The organism is Intestinimonas sp. MSJ-38, assembly GCF_018917925.1.
GTDB lineage: Bacteria > Bacillota > Clostridia > Oscillospirales > Butyricicoccaceae > Pseudobutyricicoccus.
In genome coordinates this window covers 37,079-56,284 of the sequence record NZ_JAHLPO010000016.1, presented here as the reverse complement: position 1 = coordinate 56,284, position 19,206 = coordinate 37,079, and the positions used below count along the sequence as shown (strand labels likewise).

Annotated in this window: 18 protein-coding genes; all 18 read left to right on the top strand. The window is 58.1% G+C overall.

Annotated elements, in window-relative coordinates:
* Positions 1-29 precede the first annotated feature (29 nt).
* The 18 genes from clpX to ligA all read left to right on the top strand — a co-directional run bounded on the left by clpX (position 30) and on the right by ligA (position 19,068).
* On the top strand, positions 30-1,298 hold the full coding sequence (clpX, locus tag KQI26_RS10690; RefSeq protein ID WP_216504406.1) for an ATP-dependent Clp protease ATP-binding subunit ClpX: 1,269 nt from the start codon (positions 30-32) through the stop codon (positions 1,296-1,298).
* Between the two features lie 199 nt (positions 1,299-1,497).
* Positions 1,498-3,906 carry an endopeptidase La gene (lon, locus tag KQI26_RS10685; RefSeq protein WP_216504405.1) on the top strand — a complete coding sequence of 803 codons (2,409 nt, stop codon included), beginning with the start codon at positions 1,498-1,500 and terminating at the stop codon, positions 3,904-3,906.
* A gap of 21 nt (positions 3,907-3,927) precedes the next feature.
* Positions 3,928-4,518: a ribosome biogenesis GTP-binding protein YihA/YsxC gene (yihA, locus tag KQI26_RS10680; protein ID WP_216504404.1), complete on the top strand. Its 591-nt coding sequence runs from the start codon at positions 3,928-3,930 to the stop codon at positions 4,516-4,518.
* Between the two features lie 21 nt (positions 4,519-4,539).
* On the top strand, positions 4,540-5,838 hold the full coding sequence (gene lysA / locus KQI26_RS10675; RefSeq protein ID WP_216504403.1) for a diaminopimelate decarboxylase: 1,299 nt from the start codon (positions 4,540-4,542) through the stop codon (positions 5,836-5,838).
* A gap of 40 nt (positions 5,839-5,878) precedes the next feature.
* Positions 5,879-6,529 (top strand): site-2 protease family protein, encoded by a 651-nt coding sequence (locus KQI26_RS10670; protein ID WP_216504402.1) that lies wholly within the window; start codon positions 5,879-5,881, stop codon positions 6,527-6,529.
* Positions 6,526-7,242, top strand: coding sequence for a ScpA family protein (locus tag KQI26_RS10665; protein ID WP_216504401.1), 717 nt, complete (start codon positions 6,526-6,528; stop codon positions 7,240-7,242). The genes KQI26_RS10670 and KQI26_RS10665 overlap by 4 nt, the downstream gene beginning before the upstream one ends.
* A gap of 1 nt (position 7,243) precedes the next feature.
* On the top strand, positions 7,244-7,843 hold the full coding sequence (gene scpB, locus KQI26_RS10660) for an SMC-Scp complex subunit ScpB (RefSeq protein WP_216504400.1): 600 nt from the start codon (positions 7,244-7,246) through the stop codon (positions 7,841-7,843).
* Positions 7,840-8,562, top strand: a complete 723-nt coding sequence (locus tag KQI26_RS10655; RefSeq protein WP_216504399.1) for a DUF2953 domain-containing protein — start codon at positions 7,840-7,842, stop codon at positions 8,560-8,562. Before scpB ends, KQI26_RS10655 begins: the two co-directional genes overlap by 4 nt.
* On the top strand, positions 8,559-8,933 hold the full coding sequence (gene ytfJ, locus KQI26_RS10650) for a GerW family sporulation protein (protein WP_216504398.1): 375 nt from the start codon (positions 8,559-8,561) through the stop codon (positions 8,931-8,933). Before KQI26_RS10655 ends, ytfJ begins: the two co-directional genes overlap by 4 nt.
* A gap of 44 nt (positions 8,934-8,977) precedes the next feature.
* Positions 8,978-10,096 carry a D-alanyl-D-alanine carboxypeptidase family protein gene (locus tag KQI26_RS10645; protein WP_216504397.1) on the top strand — a complete coding sequence of 373 codons (1,119 nt, stop codon included), beginning with the start codon at positions 8,978-8,980 and terminating at the stop codon, positions 10,094-10,096.
* Between the two features lie 26 nt (positions 10,097-10,122).
* Entirely contained in the window at positions 10,123-10,851 is a 729-nt protein-coding gene (locus KQI26_RS10640) for a pseudouridine synthase (RefSeq protein WP_216504396.1), read from the top strand.
* A gap of 12 nt (positions 10,852-10,863) precedes the next feature.
* The gene (locus KQI26_RS10635; protein WP_118746856.1) at positions 10,864-11,715 is read left to right on the top strand and encodes a MurR/RpiR family transcriptional regulator; all 852 of its coding nucleotides are present in this window, start codon (positions 10,864-10,866) and stop codon (positions 11,713-11,715) included.
* Complete coding sequence (locus KQI26_RS10630) at positions 11,712-12,947, top strand: NAD(P)/FAD-dependent oxidoreductase (RefSeq protein WP_216504395.1); 1,236 nt, start codon at positions 11,712-11,714, stop codon at positions 12,945-12,947. The genes KQI26_RS10635 and KQI26_RS10630 overlap by 4 nt, the downstream gene beginning before the upstream one ends.
* Before the next feature lie 3 nt (positions 12,948-12,950).
* On the top strand, positions 12,951-13,637 hold the full coding sequence (gene cmk / locus KQI26_RS10625; protein WP_216504394.1) for a (d)CMP kinase: 687 nt from the start codon (positions 12,951-12,953) through the stop codon (positions 13,635-13,637).
* Positions 13,627-14,232, top strand: coding sequence for a 1-acyl-sn-glycerol-3-phosphate acyltransferase (locus tag KQI26_RS10620; RefSeq protein WP_216504393.1), 606 nt, complete (start codon positions 13,627-13,629; stop codon positions 14,230-14,232). The genes cmk and KQI26_RS10620 overlap by 11 nt, the downstream gene beginning before the upstream one ends.
* On the top strand, positions 14,225-16,183 hold the full coding sequence (locus KQI26_RS10615) for a bifunctional 4-hydroxy-3-methylbut-2-enyl diphosphate reductase/30S ribosomal protein S1 (RefSeq protein ID WP_118746860.1): 1,959 nt from the start codon (positions 14,225-14,227) through the stop codon (positions 16,181-16,183). The genes KQI26_RS10620 and KQI26_RS10615 overlap by 8 nt, the downstream gene beginning before the upstream one ends.
* A gap of 123 nt (positions 16,184-16,306) precedes the next feature.
* Positions 16,307-17,035 (top strand): sporulation protein YunB, encoded by a 729-nt coding sequence (gene yunB, locus KQI26_RS10610; RefSeq protein WP_216504392.1) that lies wholly within the window; start codon positions 16,307-16,309, stop codon positions 17,033-17,035.
* A 23-nt stretch (positions 17,036-17,058) separates the two neighbouring features.
* A complete protein-coding gene (gene ligA, locus KQI26_RS10605) occupies positions 17,059-19,068 on the top strand; it encodes an NAD-dependent DNA ligase LigA (protein ID WP_216504391.1) in 2,010 nt (669 codons plus the stop codon).
* Positions 19,069-19,206 lie beyond the last annotated feature (138 nt).

The window sequence follows — 19,206 nt, the reverse complement described above, 5'->3', positions numbered from 1 at the left end:
AAATGTCAAACCGATGGAAGAGGTAAGTCATGTCCGAAGAAGAAAAAGAGATCCGCTGCAGTTTCTGCGGCCGATCTCAAAAGGAAGTGCGCCGGATCATCGCAGGCCCCGGGGCCTATATCTGCAACGAATGCATTGAGATCTGCAAAGATCTTCTGGACGAGGAGCGGGCGGAGGAAGCCCGCTCCCGGGGCAAGAAGAAAGAGGATGAACTGCTCCGGCCTGCCGAGCTGAAAAAGATCCTGGACGAATATGTCATCGGCCAGGACCGGGCCAAAGTGGTGCTTTCGGTGGCGGTGTACAACCACTATAAGCGCATCCGCTCTTTGGAAAAAGGCGGCGAGGACGGGACCGATGTGGAGATCCAGAAGAGCAACATCCTTATGCTGGGTCCCACCGGCAGCGGCAAAACCATGCTGGCCCAGACGCTGGCCCGCACCCTCAATGTGCCCTTTGCCATTGCCGACGCCACCACTCTCACCGAGGCTGGGTATGTGGGCGAAGATGTGGAGAACATCCTTCTGCGCCTGATCCAGGCTGCCGATTACGATGTGGAGCAGGCCGAAAAGGGCATCATCTACATCGATGAGCTGGATAAGATCGCCCGGAAGAGCGAAAATCCCTCCATCACAAGAGATGTGAGCGGAGAAGGGGTGCAGCAGGCCCTGCTGAAAATTCTGGAGGGCACTGTGGCCAATGTGCCGCCTCAGGGTGGACGGAAGCACCCCCAGCAGGAGTTCATCCAGATCGACACCAGCAACATCCTCTTTATCTGCGGCGGCGCTTTTGACGGCCTGGGCCAGATCATCGAAAAGCGCTGCGGCAACCAGGGACTGGGCTTCGGCGCCCAGGTGCTGTCCAAAAAGCAGAGTGAGAAAAACGACATTCTCCAGAAGGTGGAGCCTCAGGACATCCTGAAGTTCGGTATCATTCCCGAACTGATCGGCCGTCTGCCCATCATCACCGCTCTGGACCCCCTGGACAAGGAGGCTCTGGTCAGCATCCTCACAAAGCCCAAAAATGCTCTGACCAAGCAGTACCAGTATCTCTTTGATCTGGACGGGGTAGAGCTGGAGTTTGAAGAGGACGCTCTGGAGGCCATCGCCGAAAAGACCATGGAGCGGAACACCGGTGCCCGTGGCCTTCGTTCTGTGCTGGAAGATATCATCACCGGCATCATGTTCGATGTGCCTTCCGACCCCACCATCAGCCGTGTGGTGGTCACCCGGGATGCGGTGGAGAAGAAAGCCGCCCCCAAGGTGGAACACGACCGGAAACCGCCGAAGAAAAAAGGATAACACCGGAATATGTTTAGAAAAAGTGGCTTTCGGGCCACTTTTTCTTTTTCACTCCATTTGAATGAAGAGGCGTCATTTTTTGCGAAGTGCACAATCTTTTTCTGCAAAAACTTGTGAAAATTGCGGCGATGTGCTATACTGATTTTATCTATGATGACTTATATAAAACCGTCCCCCATGGGGATGGGAAGGAGAACTTATGCAGAATACAGAACAAAACACCTCGGCCCGGCCGATGCTGCTGCTGCCCCTGCGGGGCCTGGCGATTTTCCCGGGTATGGTGTCTCATTTTGATGTGGGGAGACAGAAATCCATCAAGACCCTGGAGCTGGCCATGTCCCGGCGGGAGCCGGTGTTTTTGCTGGCCCAGCGGGATATGAAGGTAGACGACCCCCAGCGGGAAGATCTTTATGACATCGGCACTGTGGGCCATATCAAGCAGATCCTCAAGATCCACGGGGATGTGTTCCGCGTGCTGGTGGAAGGGGAGTGCCGGGGCAAATTGCTGGAGCTGACCAGCACGGAGCCGGTGTTCTCCGCCATGGTGGAGCCCATCCAGCCGGAAGAGCCGGCCCATCTCACCAAGCGGGATGAGGCCATGATCCGCAATGTGCAGGAGCTGTTTGTGGATTATACTGATCTGGTGCCCAAGGTCAACAGCGATGTGGTGCTCAATGTGATGGAGAGCCGGGACATGGGTTATCTGTGTGACTATGTGGCCCAGAACACCGCCCTCAAATACCCGGACAAGCAGGAAGTGCTGGAGCAGCTCAACCCCCGCCGCCGGATGGCTTTGCTCATCAAGAAGCTGGCCAGTGAGGTGGATATCCTGCGCATCGAGGATGAGATCCAGAACAAGGTGCGCAGCCAGATGGATCAGAACCAGCGGGATTACTATCTGCGGGAGCAGATCAAGGTGATCAACGAGGAGCTGGGGGAGGACGAGGACACCGCCGCCGAAGCCCAGCGCTACACCGAGCGGATTCTGGCCCTGGGCCTTGAGGAGCGATCGGAAAAGAAGATGCTCAAGGAGGCCGCCCGCCTCCAGAAGCTGCAGCCTTTTTCTCCCGAGGCCGGTGTGGTGCGCACCTGGCTGGACACCTGCCTGGATCTGCCCTGGAAAACCGTGACGAAGGAGAATACCAGCCTGAAAAAGGCGGAAACCATTCTGAACAACCAGCACTACGGCCTGGAAAAGGTGAAGGAGCGGATCCTGGAGCTGTTTGCCGTCAAGCAGAAGGTGGGCAGCATCAAGGGCCAGATCCTTTGTCTGGTGGGCCCGCCGGGCGTGGGCAAAACCTCGGTGGCCCGGTCGGTGGCCGATGCGCTGGGCCGGAACTATGCTCGGCTTTCTCTGGGCGGCGTGCGGGATGAGGCCGATATCCGGGGCCACCGGAAGACCTACATCGGCGCTATGCCCGGACGGATCATCAACGCCTTGCAGCAGGCGGGCAGCCGGAATGCACTGATTCTGGTGGATGAGATCGACAAGATGGCCAGCGATTTCCGGGGCGATCCGGCCTCGGCCCTGCTGGAGGTCTTTGACACCGAGCAGAACCACGCCTTCCGGGATCATTTTGTAGAGCTGCCCTTTGATCTCACCGATATTCTGTTCATCACCACGGCCAACACCCTGGACACCATTCCTCGGCCTCTGCTGGACCGGATGGAGATCATCGAGCTGCCGGGGTACACCGTGGAGGAAAAGGTGCAGATCGCAAAGCGCCACCTGATCCCCAAGCAGATGGAAAAGCACGGTTTGAACGGCAAGGAGTTGAAAATCAGCGAAAACGCCCTGCGGAAGATCATCTCGGGCTATACCCGGGAGGCCGGTGTGCGTACCCTGGAGCGGCAGATCGCCCGGGTGTGCCGGAAAACCGATAAGATCCTGCTGGAAAAGAAGCAGAAGTCAGTGTCTGTGACCCCGGCCAACTTGGGAGATTTCCTGGGCGTGATCCGGTATAAGGAAGAAGTCCATTCCCAGCGCAGCGAATGCGGTGTGGTCAACGGCCTGGCCTGGACCAGCGTAGGCGGCGAGATATTGGAAGTGGAAGTCAATGTGATGGAAGGCAGCGGTAAGCTGGAGCTGACAGGCAACCTGGGCGATGTGATGAAGGAGTCGGCCAAGGCGGCCATCAGCTACATCCGCACCCGCACCAAGACCCTGGGCATCCAGGATGATTTCTACAAGAAGAAGGATATCCATATCCATTTCCCCGAAGGGGCCGTGCCCAAGGACGGCCCTTCGGCGGGCATCACCACCTGCACCGCACTGGTGTCGGCTTTGATGGATGTACCCATGCCCCAGGACATCGCTATGACCGGGGAAGTGACCATCCGGGGCCGGGTGCTGCCCATCGGCGGACTGAAGGAAAAAACCATGGCAGCCTATCGGGCCCACATGAAAACCGTGATCGTGCCTGCGGACAATGAGCCGGATATCAGCGAGATCGATCCGGTGGTGGCCAAAAATCTGCGCTTTGTCTATGCCAAGCACATGGACGATGTGCTGGAGGCCGCTCTGGGCGTGCGCACCGGGCCGGAGGAATCCCCCCAGGTGCTGCCCCATCCCACAAAGGAAAGCGAAAGCCTGCCTTTGCGGCAGTAAGAAACAAAAGGCGGAAATAAGATGAATTTTTCCAAAGCGGAATTTGTGCGCTCGGCGGCATCGTCCCGGGATTTTCCCCGGGACAGCCTGCCCCGGGTGATTTTTGCAGGCAGGTCCAATGTGGGCAAGTCCTCCACCATCAACTGCCTGCTTCAGCGGAAGAACTTTGCAAGGGTCAGCGCCGTGCCGGGAAAGACGGTGTTTGTCAACCTGTTTCTGGTGGACAAGGCGCTGTGGCTGGTGGATCTGCCCGGCTATGGCTATGCTCGGGTGTCCCAGCGGGAAAAAGAACGGTTTTCCCAGCTGATCGAGGAATATATGAACGCTGACAGGTCCAATGTGGGCAGGGCCTATCTCATTGTGGACGCCCGCCACGATCCCACTGCCGACGACCGGCTGATGGCCGATTGGTTCCGGGCCTACGGGATTCCCATGGCGGTGATCGCCAACAAAGTGGACAAGCTGAAAAAGAGCCAGGTGGAGCCCAATATGGAGCGGATCCGCCAAGTGTTGGAACTGGAGGAAAACACCCCGCTGTTTCCCTTTTCCGCCGAAAAGGGGACGGGCCGGGAAGAGGTGCGCCGGGATATCCTGGGGCTTTTGAACCGTTAGAGAGAAAAAGGAGGGGAGATCATGGAAGAATATCAGAGCTTTTCCCTGGGCAGCCAAGGGGAACTGACCATGGGAGGGGTGAGCCTTCCCGCTTTGGCCGAAAAATACGGCACCCCCTTGTATGTGATGGATGAGGAAAAAATCCGCCATACCTGCCGGGCCTATCAAAGGGCCATGAAGCGGAACTTTGGAGATGCGTTCCATGTGTCCTATGCCAGCAAGGCCTTGTGTGTCAAAGGCATCTATCCCATTTTGAAAGAAGAGGGAATGTGTGCCGATGTGGTGTCTGGCGGAGAGCTTTACACCGCTTTGCAGGCCGGGTTTGATCCGGCAAAACTGCATTTTCACGGCAACAACAAGTCCTGGGAAGAGATGGCGATGGCCATCAAGGCGGGCATCGGCTCCTTCATCGCCGACAGCGAGGAGGAGATTCACACTCTTAATGAGCTGGGGGGTCAGCTGGGCAAGACCGTCCAGGTGGCCCTGCGGGTCAAGCCGGGAGTGGACGCCCACACCCATGAGTTTATCTCCACCGGGGATCTGGACAGCAAATTTGGCTTCGGCTATGAAAACGGCCGCGCTCTGAAGGCGGCCTGTCTGGTGTCCAGCCTGCCCCATCTGGAGCTTTGCGGCATCCATTGCCACATCGGCTCTCAGGTGTTCCTGACAGAGCCCTATAAGCTGGCCTGCCGGGTGATGTTCCAGTTGCTCACCGAGATCGGCCGGGAGACCGGAACAGTGCCGCCGGGGCTCAATCTGGGCGGCGGCTTCGGCATCGCCTATGGCCCGGAGGACAAGCCTTTGCCGGTGGATGAGATGATCGACGCCCTGGGGGAAGCGGTGCGGGAAGGATGCCGGAAGCACGATCTGCCCCAGCCCTTCATGACCATTGAGCCGGGACGGAGCATCGTGGGCCCGGCGGGAGTGACGCTGTACCGGGTGGGCTCGGTGAAGCACATTGAGAATGTGCGCACCTATGTGGCCGTGGACGGAGGAATGCCCGACAATCCCCGTTACGCCCTGTACGGAGCCAGCTACCAGGCGGTGAAAGCCACCGATCCCAAAGGGGAGCGCAACCTGCGGGCAGCCATTGCCGGCAAGTGCTGTGAAAGCGGAGACCTTGTCACAAAAGATGCGTTGATCCAGCCGGTACAGGCCGGGGATCTGCTGTGTGTCTTTGCCACCGGCGCCTATAACTATTCCATGGCCAGCAACTATAACCGTCTGCCCCGGCCGCCCATCGTCATGGTGCGGGATGGGAAGGATCGGCTGCTGGTGAAGCGGGAAAGCTATGAGCAGCTGGTGCAGAACGATATGTGAGCAGAACGATATGTGATTGGAACCTTGATAAGGAGACGCCATGTTTGGAAACTCTCTTCAGAAATACATGATCCTCATCCCGGCGGTGCTCATCGCCTTGATGTTTCATGAATTGGCCCACGGCCTTGCGGCATACTGGCTGGGGGACGATACCGCCAAGCGGGCCGGGCGGCTCACCCTCAACCCTCTGGATCATCTGGACCCGCTGGGTACATTGTGTATGATCTTTTTCGGCTTTGGCTGGGCCAAGCCGGTGCCGGTGAACACTAGCCGGTTCCGCCATCGGAAGGTGGGCATGGCCCTCACCGCTCTAGCCGGGCCGTTGGCCAATTTCCTTCTGAGCTTTGTGCTCATCTTGATAGCCCTTCTGATGCAGACCCTGGCTCCCACAAACCAGATTCTGCTGGCTCTCAGCCGGTTTTTCATTCAGACCGGACAGCTCAGCGTCTGCCTGGGCGTATTCAACCTGATCCCCATTCCGCCGCTGGACGGCTCCCGGGTGCTTCAGGTGCTGCTGCCCAACCGGATTTATTATAAGCTTTATCAGTACGAGGCCTATTTCCAGATCGGCCTGATCGTGCTTTTATTCCTGGGGGCCTTCAACAATCTGCTCTACACCCTCCAGGTGGATATGCTCTCCCTCATTGTGGGGGGGGCGGCCCGGGTGCTTTCGGTGCTGGGGCTTCTATGAAAAGCCCGCTGACCTATCATCTGGAGGCCTTTGACGGGCCGCTGGATCTGCTGCTTCATCTGATTTCCAAAAACAAGGTGAGCATTTACGACATCCCCATCGCTCAGATCCTGGAACAGTATATGGATGAGCTGCGCCGGATGGAAGCGATGGATCTGGAAGTCACCAGTGATTTTGTGGCCATGGCGGCCCAGCTGATGTACATTAAGTCCAAAATGCTGCTGCCGGTTTATCCGGAGGAAGGGGAGGAAGATCCCCGGAAGCCCTTGGTGGCGGCCCTGCTGGAATACAAGAAATGCAAAATGGCAAGCGGCCTTCTGGAAGAGCGGATGGAGCTGGGCCGGGACCTTTACACCAAACCCCCAGAGGTGCAGAAAAGAGAAGAACAGCCGGAATACCATTACACCGCCCAGGTGCTGCAAAAAGCCATCGAGACCATTCTCCAGCGCCAGGAGCGGAGGAGCCCGCCTCCTTTGCGGCTGTTTCATGGGGTGGTGGGAAGAGAGCCGGTGCCGGTGGCAGGGAAACTCCAGATGATCGCCCATCGGCTGGCTGTGCAGCACCACCTGGATTTTGAAAGCCTGGTGCTGGAGTGCCGCAGCCGTTCCGAGGTGGTGGCCCTGTTTCTGGCGGTGCTGGAGCTTTCCAAAGCCCATAAACTGGCCATTGTGGAGCAGGAAGAGGGATATCTTTTGACGCTTGCGGGAGAATAGAATGGAAGCCAATGAATTGCAGTGTGCTCTGGAAGCGGTGCTTTTTGCCGCAGGGGAGCCGGTGGCCGTGGATAAGCTGTGCCAGGTGCTGGAAGTGCCGGAGCAGGCTCTCCACGAGGCCGCCCAGGCTTTGGCGGGAGAATATGACTACGGCCGCCGGGGCATCAAACTGGTGCGGCTGGAGGACCGGTATCAGCTGTGTTCCCGGGCCGATTACGCTCCGTGGGTGCGCCGGACGCTGGAGACGCGCCGGGCCCCCACTTTGTCGGCGGCGGCTCTGGAAGTGCTGGCCATTGCCGCCTACCGGCAGCCGGTGACCAGGGTGTATATCGAACAGGTGCGGGGCGTGGACAGCAGCTATACCATTCGTTCTTTGTGCGAAAAGGGGCTGCTGGAGGAATGCGGGAAGCTGGATGTGCCTGGCCGGCCCACTCTCTTTCGCACCACCGGTGATTTTCTCCGTTCCTTTGGCCTTTCCTCCCTTACCGAACTGCCGGAGATCGAGGGGCTGGAGGACGAGCGGATGGAGCAGCTGACCCTGCCCATGATGGAAGAAGAAGCGAAAACGGACACCGAAGGGGCGGAGGCGGCGAACGAGTGAAGATCCTGTTATGGGTACTGATAGGGCTGGGAGGGCTTCTCCTTTTCCTTTTGGTGCTTTTGCTCCTGGTTTTGCTGCTCCCCGCCAGGGTGCGGGTGATGCTGCGGCAGGAAAAGTTCTTTTTATGGGTGGGGTTGGGGCCTTTCCGGCTGCGGCTGCTGCCATGGAAAGAGAAAAAGCCCAAAAAACAAAAAAAGTCTGAAAAACCGGAAGAGGCAAAGCCGCAGAATCGGGAACCCCCACCTTCGCCGCCACCCCAGGCAGAAAGACCCGGGGAGGCGGCCAGGCCGGCGCCTCAGATCCGCAAGGAAAAGGAAAGTACCCCTGTTTCCGGCGGCATGGAGAAACTGGACATCCCCTATATTATGGATCTGATCCATCTGGGGCTTTCGGCCATGGGGCAGTTCCGGCGGGCGCTGCGGGTGGATCGTTTTCTGCTGGATTGTGCCATTGCCACGGGGGACGCCGCCAAAACCGCCATGGCCTATGGGGCCGCTGCCGCGGGAGTGGGGATGTTCCTGCCTTTGCTGGAGGAAAATCTGCGGGTGCGGAAAAAAGACATCCAGGTAATTTGTTATTTTGAAGGAACAGAAAGCCAGATCTTCTTGGAAGTACAGGTATCAGCGCTGGTTTTCCAGCTGCTGATCATTGGAATCAAAGTGCTGCGGGGGTTCCTGCGGCTTCGGAAACAACATGACCAGGAGGCAGTGTCTGTATGAATGAGATCAGCGATGTGATGAAAGAGACCATGTCCAAAATCAAAGAGATGGTGGATGTGAACACCATCGTGGGCAACCCCATCACCACCCCCGACGGAGTGACCCTCATCCCGGTTTCCAAGGTGACCTTCGGCTTTGCCGCCGGAGGCAGCGACGGAAAGACCAAGGAAACCGGCAAGCCGCCGGTGCGTTTTGGCGCGGGAAGCGGCGCCGGTGTGACCATTTCGCCGGTGGCCTTCATCGTCCTCACCGGAGAAAATGCCCGGCTTTTGTATGTAGATCCCCCGGCCAACACGGCGGTGGACAAGATCATCGACCTGGTGCCCCAGGTGGTGGATAAGATCAAGGAATACAAAGAAGGCAAAGAATAATCTTTCCGGCCTGCCCGTAAGTATCCCATGGGCAGGTGAGAAAAATGAAAAAACGATTGACAGCAGCGATTCTGGTGTGTTTGCTCCTTTTTCCCTTGGAGAGCCTGGGAGTGTGGCGGCAGCTGGAGGGAACGCAGGTGTCGGCCAAAGGGGCCGCCTTGTATGACCCCGCGGCCAAAACATTCCTCTATGAAAAGCAGGGGGATACCCAGCTTCCCATGGCCAGCACCACCAAGATCATGACGGCCCTTCTGGTTCTGGAGCATCTTCCGCTGGAGGAGGAGCACATCATAAAGCCGGAGTGGACGGGGATCGAAGGCTCCTCCATCTATCTCAAGGCCGGAGAAAAGCTGACCACCTATAATCTGCTTTGCGGCCTTTTGCTGGAAAGCGGCAACGATGCGGCTGTGGCCCTTTCCTGCCTGGTTTCCGGCAGCGAAGAGGCCTTTTGCCGTCTGATGAATGAAAAAGCGGCAGAATTGGGCCTTGTGAATACCCATTTCCAAAGCGCCAGCGGCCTGGATGGTGATGCACACTATACCACCGCCAAGGATCTGGCCGTTTTGACCGGTGTGGCCATGGCGCAGGAGGAGTTTGCTGCCATCGTTTCGCAAAAGACCATCTCCACCGGGGATCGGGTGATGAAAAACCACAACAAACTGCTGACCCTTTCCCAGGAAGTCTGCGGCGTTAAAACCGGCTTTACCAAAAAGGCAGGCCGGTGTCTGGTTTCGGCGGCCCGGCGGGAGGGGCGGCTGCTCATTGCCGTCACTCTGGGTGCCCCCGATGACTGGAACGACCATCTGCGCCTGTATGACAGCGCCTTTGCTCTGTGTGCTCCCCAGCAAGTGCTGGAGGGCGGAGCGGCGGGAAGCGCACTGGTGCTTTCCGGGGAAAAAAGCCAGGTTGAGCTTTACTATAATGGCTCGTTTGCCCCATTCCTCACAGAGGAAGAAAGGCAAGATGTAAGCGTGCAGGTCACAGGCCCACGGACGGTATGCGCCCCGGTGCAGGCCGGGAAGGTTTACGGCACGCTTCAGGTGCGGCTGGGGGATGGGGTGATCTACGAAACCCCGGTCTATTACAAAGAGACAGTGGAAAAACTGCCTCCGGCCAAAACCTTCTGGCAGAAGATCTGGCAGGGGCGGTGGGGCGGAAAATAAAGAAAAACGGGAAAGGGGGAAGGATCTTGAAGGAAAGACTGCAAAAAATTCTGTCGGCCAGCGGCGTTTGCTCCCGGCGGAAAGGGGAAGAGCTGATCGCCCAGGGGCTGGTGACGGTGAACGGCCAGAAAGCCCAGGTGGGCGACAGTGCCGACCCGGAAAAGGACATCATTGCCGTGCGGGGAAAGCCTTTGGGTCAATCCCCCCCCGGCCTTTACATCATGCTCCACAAACCCCGGGGCTATGTGACCACCGTCCAGGATGAAAAAGGACGGAAAACGGTGCTGGATCTGCTGAGCGGCGTTCCTGGCCGGGTCTATCCTGTGGGGCGGCTGGATATGGATTCGGAAGGATTGCTGCTTCTGACCAATGACGGCGATCTGACCCTCCAGCTGACCCACCCTTCCCATGAGGTGGGAAAGGAATACCTGCTGGAACTGGATACGCCGGAAGAGGACCCGGTGGTGGGGCTGACCCGTCCCATGAGCCTGGATGGACGCCCGCTGGCTCCGGTGCAGGCCAAGCGGGTGAAAGAGGAAAAGGGCCGCACCTTTTTGCTGCTCACCATCCATGAGGGCCGCAACCGGCAGATCCGCCGGATGTGTCAGCAAAGGGGCTACCGGCTGCGCCGGCTCAAACGGGTGGCCATGGGGCGGCTTTCTTTGGGGGATTTGCCGCCGGGGAAATGGCGGCATCTGACGGCCGGCGAAGTGGCCTATTTGAAAAACCTTGGGTCCATAAAGGATAGAGGATAGGGGAAAAAGAGAATGAAACGAATCAACGACGCCATCAACGAATCCTTCGGGGATTTCACCAAAAACCAAAAGGTATTGTCTCAGTTCATCCTCAGCTACTGCGACAAAGCCGCTTTCATGACGGCGGCAGAGATCGCCGCAGCCTCGGGGGTGAGCCAGTCCACCGTGGTGCGTTTTGCCTGGGCCCTGGGGTATGAGAGCTTCACCGCCTTTCACGACGCGCTCCAGAATGAACTGAAATACCGGATCACCGCTTTGGAAAAATTCGAGCTTTTGAACAGCGAGGAGCTCTCCGATTCCTCGGTGTTTGAAAGCCTGGCCCAGGCCGACACCCTGAACATCAAAAAGACACTGGCGGTCAACAGCTCTGATGGGCTGAAGAATGTGTGCACCCGGCTGCAATTTGCCTCCAAGATCTACATATACGGCCAGGGGGCCTGCCAGTGCGGGGCGGTGTACCTGGGTTCCTATCTGCGCACTTTGCTGGGCAGCGTGTGCGTGGTCAATCAGACGGGGGAGGACCCGCTCACTTCCATTGCCGCCATCGGCGGCAGCGATCTGCTGTTTTGCATCAGCCTGCCCCGGCATACCGAGCAGACCCGGATGCTGCTGGAATACGCCCAGGAGCGGGATGCCTGCATCATCACTGTCAGCGAGGGCCCCGAGTCGGAGACGGCGGCCATGGCGGATATCAACCTCAGCGCCGAATGCGGCGATTATGGAGCCGCCGGGTCTCTGGCCCCGCTGCTCACTTTGCTCAACACTCTGGTGTGCCTCATCGTCCGCAGCGATGACAAAGCGGAAAAGCGGCTGCGTCTGGTGGACGAGCTTCCCCGGTATCTGCTGCGGGAGGAAGACCGATGAAAGAGGTTTTGGTCATCGGTGCCGGAGCGGCCGGCATGATGGCGGCCATCTGGGCCGCTCAGCAGGGCTGTAAGGTCACCGTGCTGGAAAAGGGCAGAGGGCCGGGCACCAAGCTGAATATCACCGGCAAAGGCCGGTGCAATGTGACAAACGACTGCGATGTGGACACCTTGATCCGCAATGTGCCCCGCAATGGCCGGTTTCTGTTCAGTGCCTTTCATGGCTTCACTTCCCAGGATGCCATGGCCTTTTTTGAAGAACTGGGCGTGCCGCTGAAAACCGAACGGGGTCAGCGGGTCTTTCCGGTGAGCGACCGGGCCAGGGATGTGAGCGGCGCTTTGCGGGACCGGATGCACCGTCTGGGCGTGAGGGTCATTTCCGCCCGGGCTAAGGAGATTTTAACAGAAGAAGGAAAAGTCTCCGGGGTGCTGACGGCCAAAGGGGAGCGTCTGACGGCCCAGAGTGTCATTGTGGCCACGGGGGGCCTCTCCTATCCCACCACCGGCTCAGACGGAGACGGTTTCCGGATGGCCCAGAGCCTGGGGCACATGGTAGAAAAGCCTCGGCCCTCCCTGATCTGGCTGCGCACCCGGGAAAAAGACCCGGCCCGGCTGGAGGGACTTTCCCTGCGGAATGTGCAGGTGTCCATCCGCAAGGGGAAAAAGAAGATCTATGAGGATTTCGGAGAGATGGTCTTTACCTCCCAGGGGGTGTCGGGGCCGGTGATTCTCAGCGCTTCGGCCCACATCTGCCGGAAACTGCCGGAAGAGGAATTTGATCTGTTCATCGACCTGAAGCCGGCCCTGGACAGAGAGACTCTGGACAAGCGTGTGCTGCGGGATTTTGAAAAGAACATCAACCGGGACTTTATCAATGCCCTAGGTGAGCTTTTGCCCCACAAACTCATCCCGGTGGTGGTGGAGCGCTCGGGTATCGACGGGCGGAAAAAGGTGCATGAGATCACAAAAGGAGAGCGGGAACGCCTTTGTGAGGCTATAAAGGCTTTCCGCTTGACAGTGGTTGATGCAGGCCCTATGGAAGAGGCCATCGTCACTTCCGGCGGGGTGAAAGTGAAGGAAATCGACCCCCGCACCATGGAATCCAAATTGGTGCCGGGTCTTTACTTTGCCGGGGAAGTGATGGATGTGGACGCTTACACCGGCGGCTTTAATTTGCAGATCGCCTGGTCCACCGGCCATGCCGCCGGAATGGCCCAGGGAGAGGAGAGATAAGATATGGGGAAAGAAACCATCAATGTGGCCATTGACGGCCCTTCGGGAGCGGGAAAAAGCACCATGGCCCGGTTGCTGGCCCAGCAGCTTCAATTCGTTTATGTGGACACCGGGGCCATGTACCGGGCCATCGGCCTGTTTGCCCAAAGGGCCGGGCTGAAAGAGGAGAACATTCACCGGCTGGAAGGGATGCTCTGCGGCATTTCCATCGACATCCGCTATGAAGGGGGCTTCCAGCAGATCTTCCTCAATGGGGAGAATGTGTCGGAACGGATCCGTACCGAGGAAATTTCCCGATATGCCTCCCTGGTGTCGGCTCTGCCGCCGGTGCGTCAGTTCCTTCTGGGGCTGCAGCGGCGCCTGGCGGAGGAAAACGATGTGGTGATGGACGGCCGGGACATCGGCACGGTGATTTTGCCCCAGGCCCAGGTGAAGATTTTCCTCACCGCCACGGCGGAAGAGCGGGCCCGCCGCCGTCATCGGGAACTGCTGGAAAAAGGGGAGCAGATCTCCTATGAGCAGGTTTATCAGGATCTGCTCCGGCGGGACGAAAAGGATACCACCCGGGCGGCGGCTCCCCTTCGTCCGGCGGAGGACGCCGTGCTCTTCAACAGCACGGAATACAACCTGGAAGAGACACTGTGTGAGCTGAAAAAAATCATAAGGGAGAAAACCGGCCATGCTGTATAATCTCATTGTGTATGTGGTGTATTTTGCCCTGCTTCCCATTTACCGGCTCAAGGTGAAGGGGGCGGAAAAGATCCCGGAAGGGGCCGCAGTGGTTTGCGGCAACCACACCGCCCGGGTGGATGCAGTGGTGCTGTTTCTGGCTCTGTTCCTGAATGGGAACCGGCCGGCCATCATCGGCAAGTCCGAGTTGTTCCGCAATCCCATCGCCCGGTGGTTCTTCACTTATATGGGCGCATTTCCCGTGGATCGGGGCAAGGCCGACCTGATGGCCATCAAAAAAGCCCTGACTGTGCTGAAACAGGGACAGAAGCTGATTATTTTCCCTGAGGGCACCCGGGTGAAGGAAGGAATGAGCGGAGAGGCCAAAAGCGGCGCTGCCATGATGGCCGTCCGCACAGGAAGCCCGGTGCTGCCGGTGTACATCACCCCTGGCCGGAAGGCCTTCCGGGGCTGCACCGTCACCTTCGGCGATCCCTTCTACCTGCCCAAGCCGGAAAAAGGAGAGCACGACCCTTACAAAAAGGGCGCCGACCAGATCATGGAGAAGATCTGGGAGATCGGCAAAAGCCGGGGGGAGGCAACACCTCGTGGCTAAGATCACTGTGGCCAAAAACGCCGGATACTGTTACGGCGTGCGACGGGCCATTGAAAAGGCCGAAAGCCTAGGTGGAAAAGGGCAGAAGGTGTATACCGCCGGGCCTTTGATTCACAACAAATTCGTCGTGGAGCAGCTTGAGGGGAAGGGCATCTTTTCCCGGGAGGACATTGAGAGCATCCCCGACGGGGCCGCTGTGGTAGTGCGGGCCCATGGCATCACTCTGGAGCAGCAGCGGCGGCTTCTGGAAAAAGGCTGCCAGCTGGAGGACGCCACCTGTCCCCATGTGGGGCGTATTCACCGGATCGTGGAGGAAGAGAGCGAGAAGGGACGGCATATTCTGCTCATCGGCGCGGGAAAACATCCCGAGGTTCTGGGCATTGCTTCCCGGTGCAAAAGCTGCACGATACTGGAAAACCCGGCCCAGGCAGAGGAGTGGGCAGAAAAAAACAGTCAAATAGCTGTATCGGTGGTGTCTCAAACCACCTTCAATCGTGAAATTTTTGTAAATTGCACAAAAATATTAAAAAACGCTTGTAAAAGCATCAACATCTTTGATACAATATGTAATGCTACGGATGAACGCCAGAAAGAGGCGCGCACCCTGGCATCCGGATCTGACCTTGTGATCGTTATCGGCGACCAGACGAGCAGCAATTCGCGCAGGCTCTACGAAATCTGCCTCCAGGTATGCCCCGATACCCTTTTCGTGGAAAACGCCAAAGGGATTCCTGAAGGGTATGGCCGCGGGAAACAAGCGATTGCCATCGCCGCCGGTGCGTCCACGCCAGATCTGATAATTAAGGAGGTATATGACAAGATGACTGACGAAATGAACATCCAGGAAACAGAAAGCTTCGCTGAGCTGCTGGAGCAGACTCTGAAAACTTTACATACAGGAGAAAAGGTGACGGGCGTTATCACACAGATCAACCCCACGGACATCCATGTGGACCTGGGCGTCAAGCAGGCCGGCTACATCCCCACCACTGAGCTGAGCGACGACCCCAACTATGTGATCGCTGACAACATCCACATCGGCGACGAGATCGAAGCCTATGTCATGCGCGTCAACGACCAGGAAGGCACCATCATGCTGTCCAAGAAGCGCCTGGACGCTGTGAAGAACTGGGAAGTTTTGGAGAAGGCTGTGGAGACCGGCGAAGTCTATGACTGCGTCATCACCGATGTGAACAAGGGCGGCGTTATCGCCAATGTGCTGGGCATCCGGGTCTTTATCCCCGCCAGCCAGACCGGCCTGCCCCGGGAAGCCGACCTGTCCCAGATGGTCAAGACCCATCAGAAGGTGCGCATCACCGAAGTGACCCGTCCCCGCCGCCGCGTGGTCGGCTCCATCAAGGCTCCTCTCATGGAAGCCCGCCGGGAAGCTGCTGCTAAGATCTGGGAAGAGATCGAAGTGGGTTCGGTGTACACCGGCACTGTCAAGTCCTTCACCTCCTATGGCGCCTTTGTGGACATCGGCGGTGTGGACGGCATGATCCATATCTCCGAGCTGAGCTGGTCCCGTGTGAAGCATCCCTCTGATGTGCTGAAGATCGGCCAGACCGTTGAGGTGTATGTCATCGCTCTGGACAAGGAGAAGAAGAAGATCTCCCTGGGCTACAAGAAGGCCGAGGACAACCCCTGGACCAAGTTCGAGTCCAACTACAATGTGGGCGATGTGGTTCCTGTGAAGATCGTCAAGTTCATGCCCTTCGGCGCCTTTGCTGAGGTTCTGCCCGGCGTGGACGGCCTGATCCACATTTCCCAGATCGCTGACCGCCGCATCGGCAAGCCCGAAGAGGTGCTGACCATCGGCGAGACTGTCAATGCCAAGATCACCGACATCGACAGCGAGAAGAAGAAGATCTCCCTGAGCATCCGCGCTCTGCTGGACGCTTCCAACACCGAGCCCGAAGAGGTGGAGGCCGAGGAGAACGACGCCGAATAAGACCTGATAGGGTCCATTGATTTGCCTGACAGGGCGTGGGGATAAGCCCCACGCCCTTTTTTGGTACTTTCCCCTGAAAAAACGCATAGAATGGCTTAAGGCCAATCAGGGGGAGGCGAGGAAATGGGCCAGAGGAGAAGACGCCCCCGGCGTCAGATCTTTTTTTATGTGCAGCACAAGGGCAATGCCCGTCTGGCGGCCTTGTTGGCTCTGAGCACTTTTGCGGCCCTGGCTTTTTTGCTCATGGATCTTCAGCTGCGCCCTCAGATCCGGGAATGGGGCCAGGCCCGGGCCCGGTATCTGGCCACCCAGGCCATCAACCAGGCCATCAGCCAGGAACTGGAGGAAAACGGGGAGGAATACCAGGACCTGGTCCGGTTTGAAAAGGATCAGTTCGGGCAGATACTGGCGGTGCAGACCGATGTGGTCAAGGTCAACACCATGAAATCCCGTATGATTGCCCGGGTGTCGCAGAAACTAAACGATGCGGCGGCCGCGGTGATCCGCATCCCCCTGGGCAATGCCACCGGTATGGATCTGCTCTATGGCCGGGGACCGAAGATCCCATTGCGGATGATTCCCCTGGGCAGCGCCAATGCAGACTTCGTCAGCGTCTTTACCAATGCGGGCATCAACCAGACCCGGCATCAGGTGGTCATTGAAGCGGAAGTGGAGCTCAATGTGCTGGCTCCCGGCTCCGAGACCACTCTGACGGTGAGCAGCCAGATCTCGGTGGCCGAGACTGTGCTCATCGGCAATGTGCCCGACAGCTATACTTACCTGGACACCCAGGGAGAAAACTTGCTGCAGGATTATTCTCTTTTGAAAAACAAAGGGGATCAGGCGCCCTGATCCTCTGGGACGGAGGAAATGCCATGACCGTCAAGGAACAAATGGATCGGCTCACCGATGAGCTGATTGTTCATGCCAAAAAATATTACGAAGAGGATGCCCCGGAGATCTCCGATTTTGAATATGACGCTCTGTCCCGTCAGCTGCGCCAGCTGGAGCAGGAGTATCCCCAGTGGGCCAGAGCCGATTCTCCCACCCAGCGCATCGGCGGCGAACCTTTGGAGGGGTTTGACGAGGTGCGCCACGATTACCCCATGGAGAGTTTGCAGGATGTGTTTTTCTATGAGGAACTGTGGGACTTTGACCGGAAGATCAAGGAGCAGTTCCCCCAGGCCCTCTATTCGGTGGAAGTGAAGATCGACGGCCTTTCGGTGGCCCTGGATTACCGGGATGGGCTTTTTTATCAGGGAGCCACCCGGGGCAATGGAGTGGTGGGGGAGGATATCACCCAAAATCTGCGCACCATTCACAGCATCCCGTTGAAGATCGATACATCCATCCCCCGGCTGGTGGTGCGGGGAGAGGTGTATATGCCCTTTGAGGCCTTCCAGCGGCTCAACGCCCTGCGGGAAGAAGAGGAACAGCCTCTGTTTGCCAATCCCCGGAATGCGGCGGCCGGCTCCCTCCGTCAGCTGGATCCGGCGGTGGCCGCAAAGCGCGGCCTGCGCATCCTGTGCTTCAACCTGCAAAATGCCCAGGAGGCGGGCTTCGGGAGCCACTATGACTCCCTGGAAAGTCTTTTGGCCCTGGGCTTCCCGGTGGTGGAGCCCAGACTGCGCACCGGTTCCATGGATGAAGTGATCCGATTCATCGAAAAGGCCGGAGAAGAGCGGGACAAGCTGTCTTTTGGTATCGATGGCATCGTTATCAAGGTAGACCAGCTGGCCTATCGGGAGGAGTTGGGCAGCACGGCCAAGGCTCCCCGCTGGGCGGTGGCCTACAAATATCCTCCAGAGGTGAAGGAGACCCGGCTGCTGGATATCACCATCCAGGTGGGACGCACCGGGGTGCTCACTCCCAACGCCGTGCTGGAGCCGGTGCGCCTGGCCGGAACCACCGTCAGCCGGGCCACGCTGCACAACCGGGATTTTATCAAAAGCAAGGACATCCGCATCGGGGACATCGTCCGGGTGCGGAAGGCCGGGGAGATCATCCCTGAAGTGCTGGAAGTGGTGCGGGAGAAGCGGGAAGGGGAACTGCCGGAGTTCCATATGCCGGAGACTTGCCCGGTGTGCGGCGCCCCGGTGCTGGAGGACCCGGAGGAAGCCGCCGTCCGCTGCACCGGCGCCGAGTGTCCCGCCCAGTTGGCCCGGAACATCACCCACTTTGCCAGCCGGGACGCCATGGACATCGAGGGCCTGGGCCCGGCCATCGTTCACAGTTTGCTAAGAAATGGGCTGATCCGCTCCCAGGCCGATCTGTACTTCCTGAAAAAGGAGGATGTGGCCGCCCTGGAAGGAATGGGGGACAAATCGGCGGAAAATCTGCTGTCCCAGCTGGAAAAGAGCAAGGAAAATCCCCTGGAGCGGGTGCTTTATGCCTTTGGCATCCGCCATGTGGGCCAGAAGACCGCTCAGGTGTTGGCCCGGCACTTCCCCACCATGGAAAAGCTGGAAGCAGCCACTGTGGAAGAACTGACCGCCGTACGGGACATCGGAGGCAAGACCGCTATCAGCCTGCATCAGTGGATTCATTCCCAGCAGGGACAGCATCTGATCCATCGGCTGGAGGAAGCGGGGGTCAACTTTACCCAGCCCCAGACTCAGGTAGGGGATCTGTTCGCCGGAAAGACCTTTGTGCTCACCGGCACCCTGCGTCATTTCTCCCGCTCCCAGGGGCAAAAGCTCATTGAAAGCCTGGGAGGGAAGGCATCCTCCTCGGTGTCCAAAAAGACCAGCTATGTGCTGGCCGGGGAGGAAGCAGGCTCCAAACTGGAGAAGGCCTTGTCTTTGGGCGTGCCCGTTTTGTCCGAAGAGGAATTTCTTCAGATGCTGCCGCCAGAGGCTCTGACCGAACAAGGAGAAACCAAATGAAAAAAGAGGAACGGGAAAAAGCAATATTTGTCGTCACCGTTTGCCTTGTAGGCGCCATCGTCATTTGCTCTATTCCCTATTTCTTTCGTCTGTTTTTGAATTAACGCTTTTGCCACTTTCTCGACATACTCGCCCGCC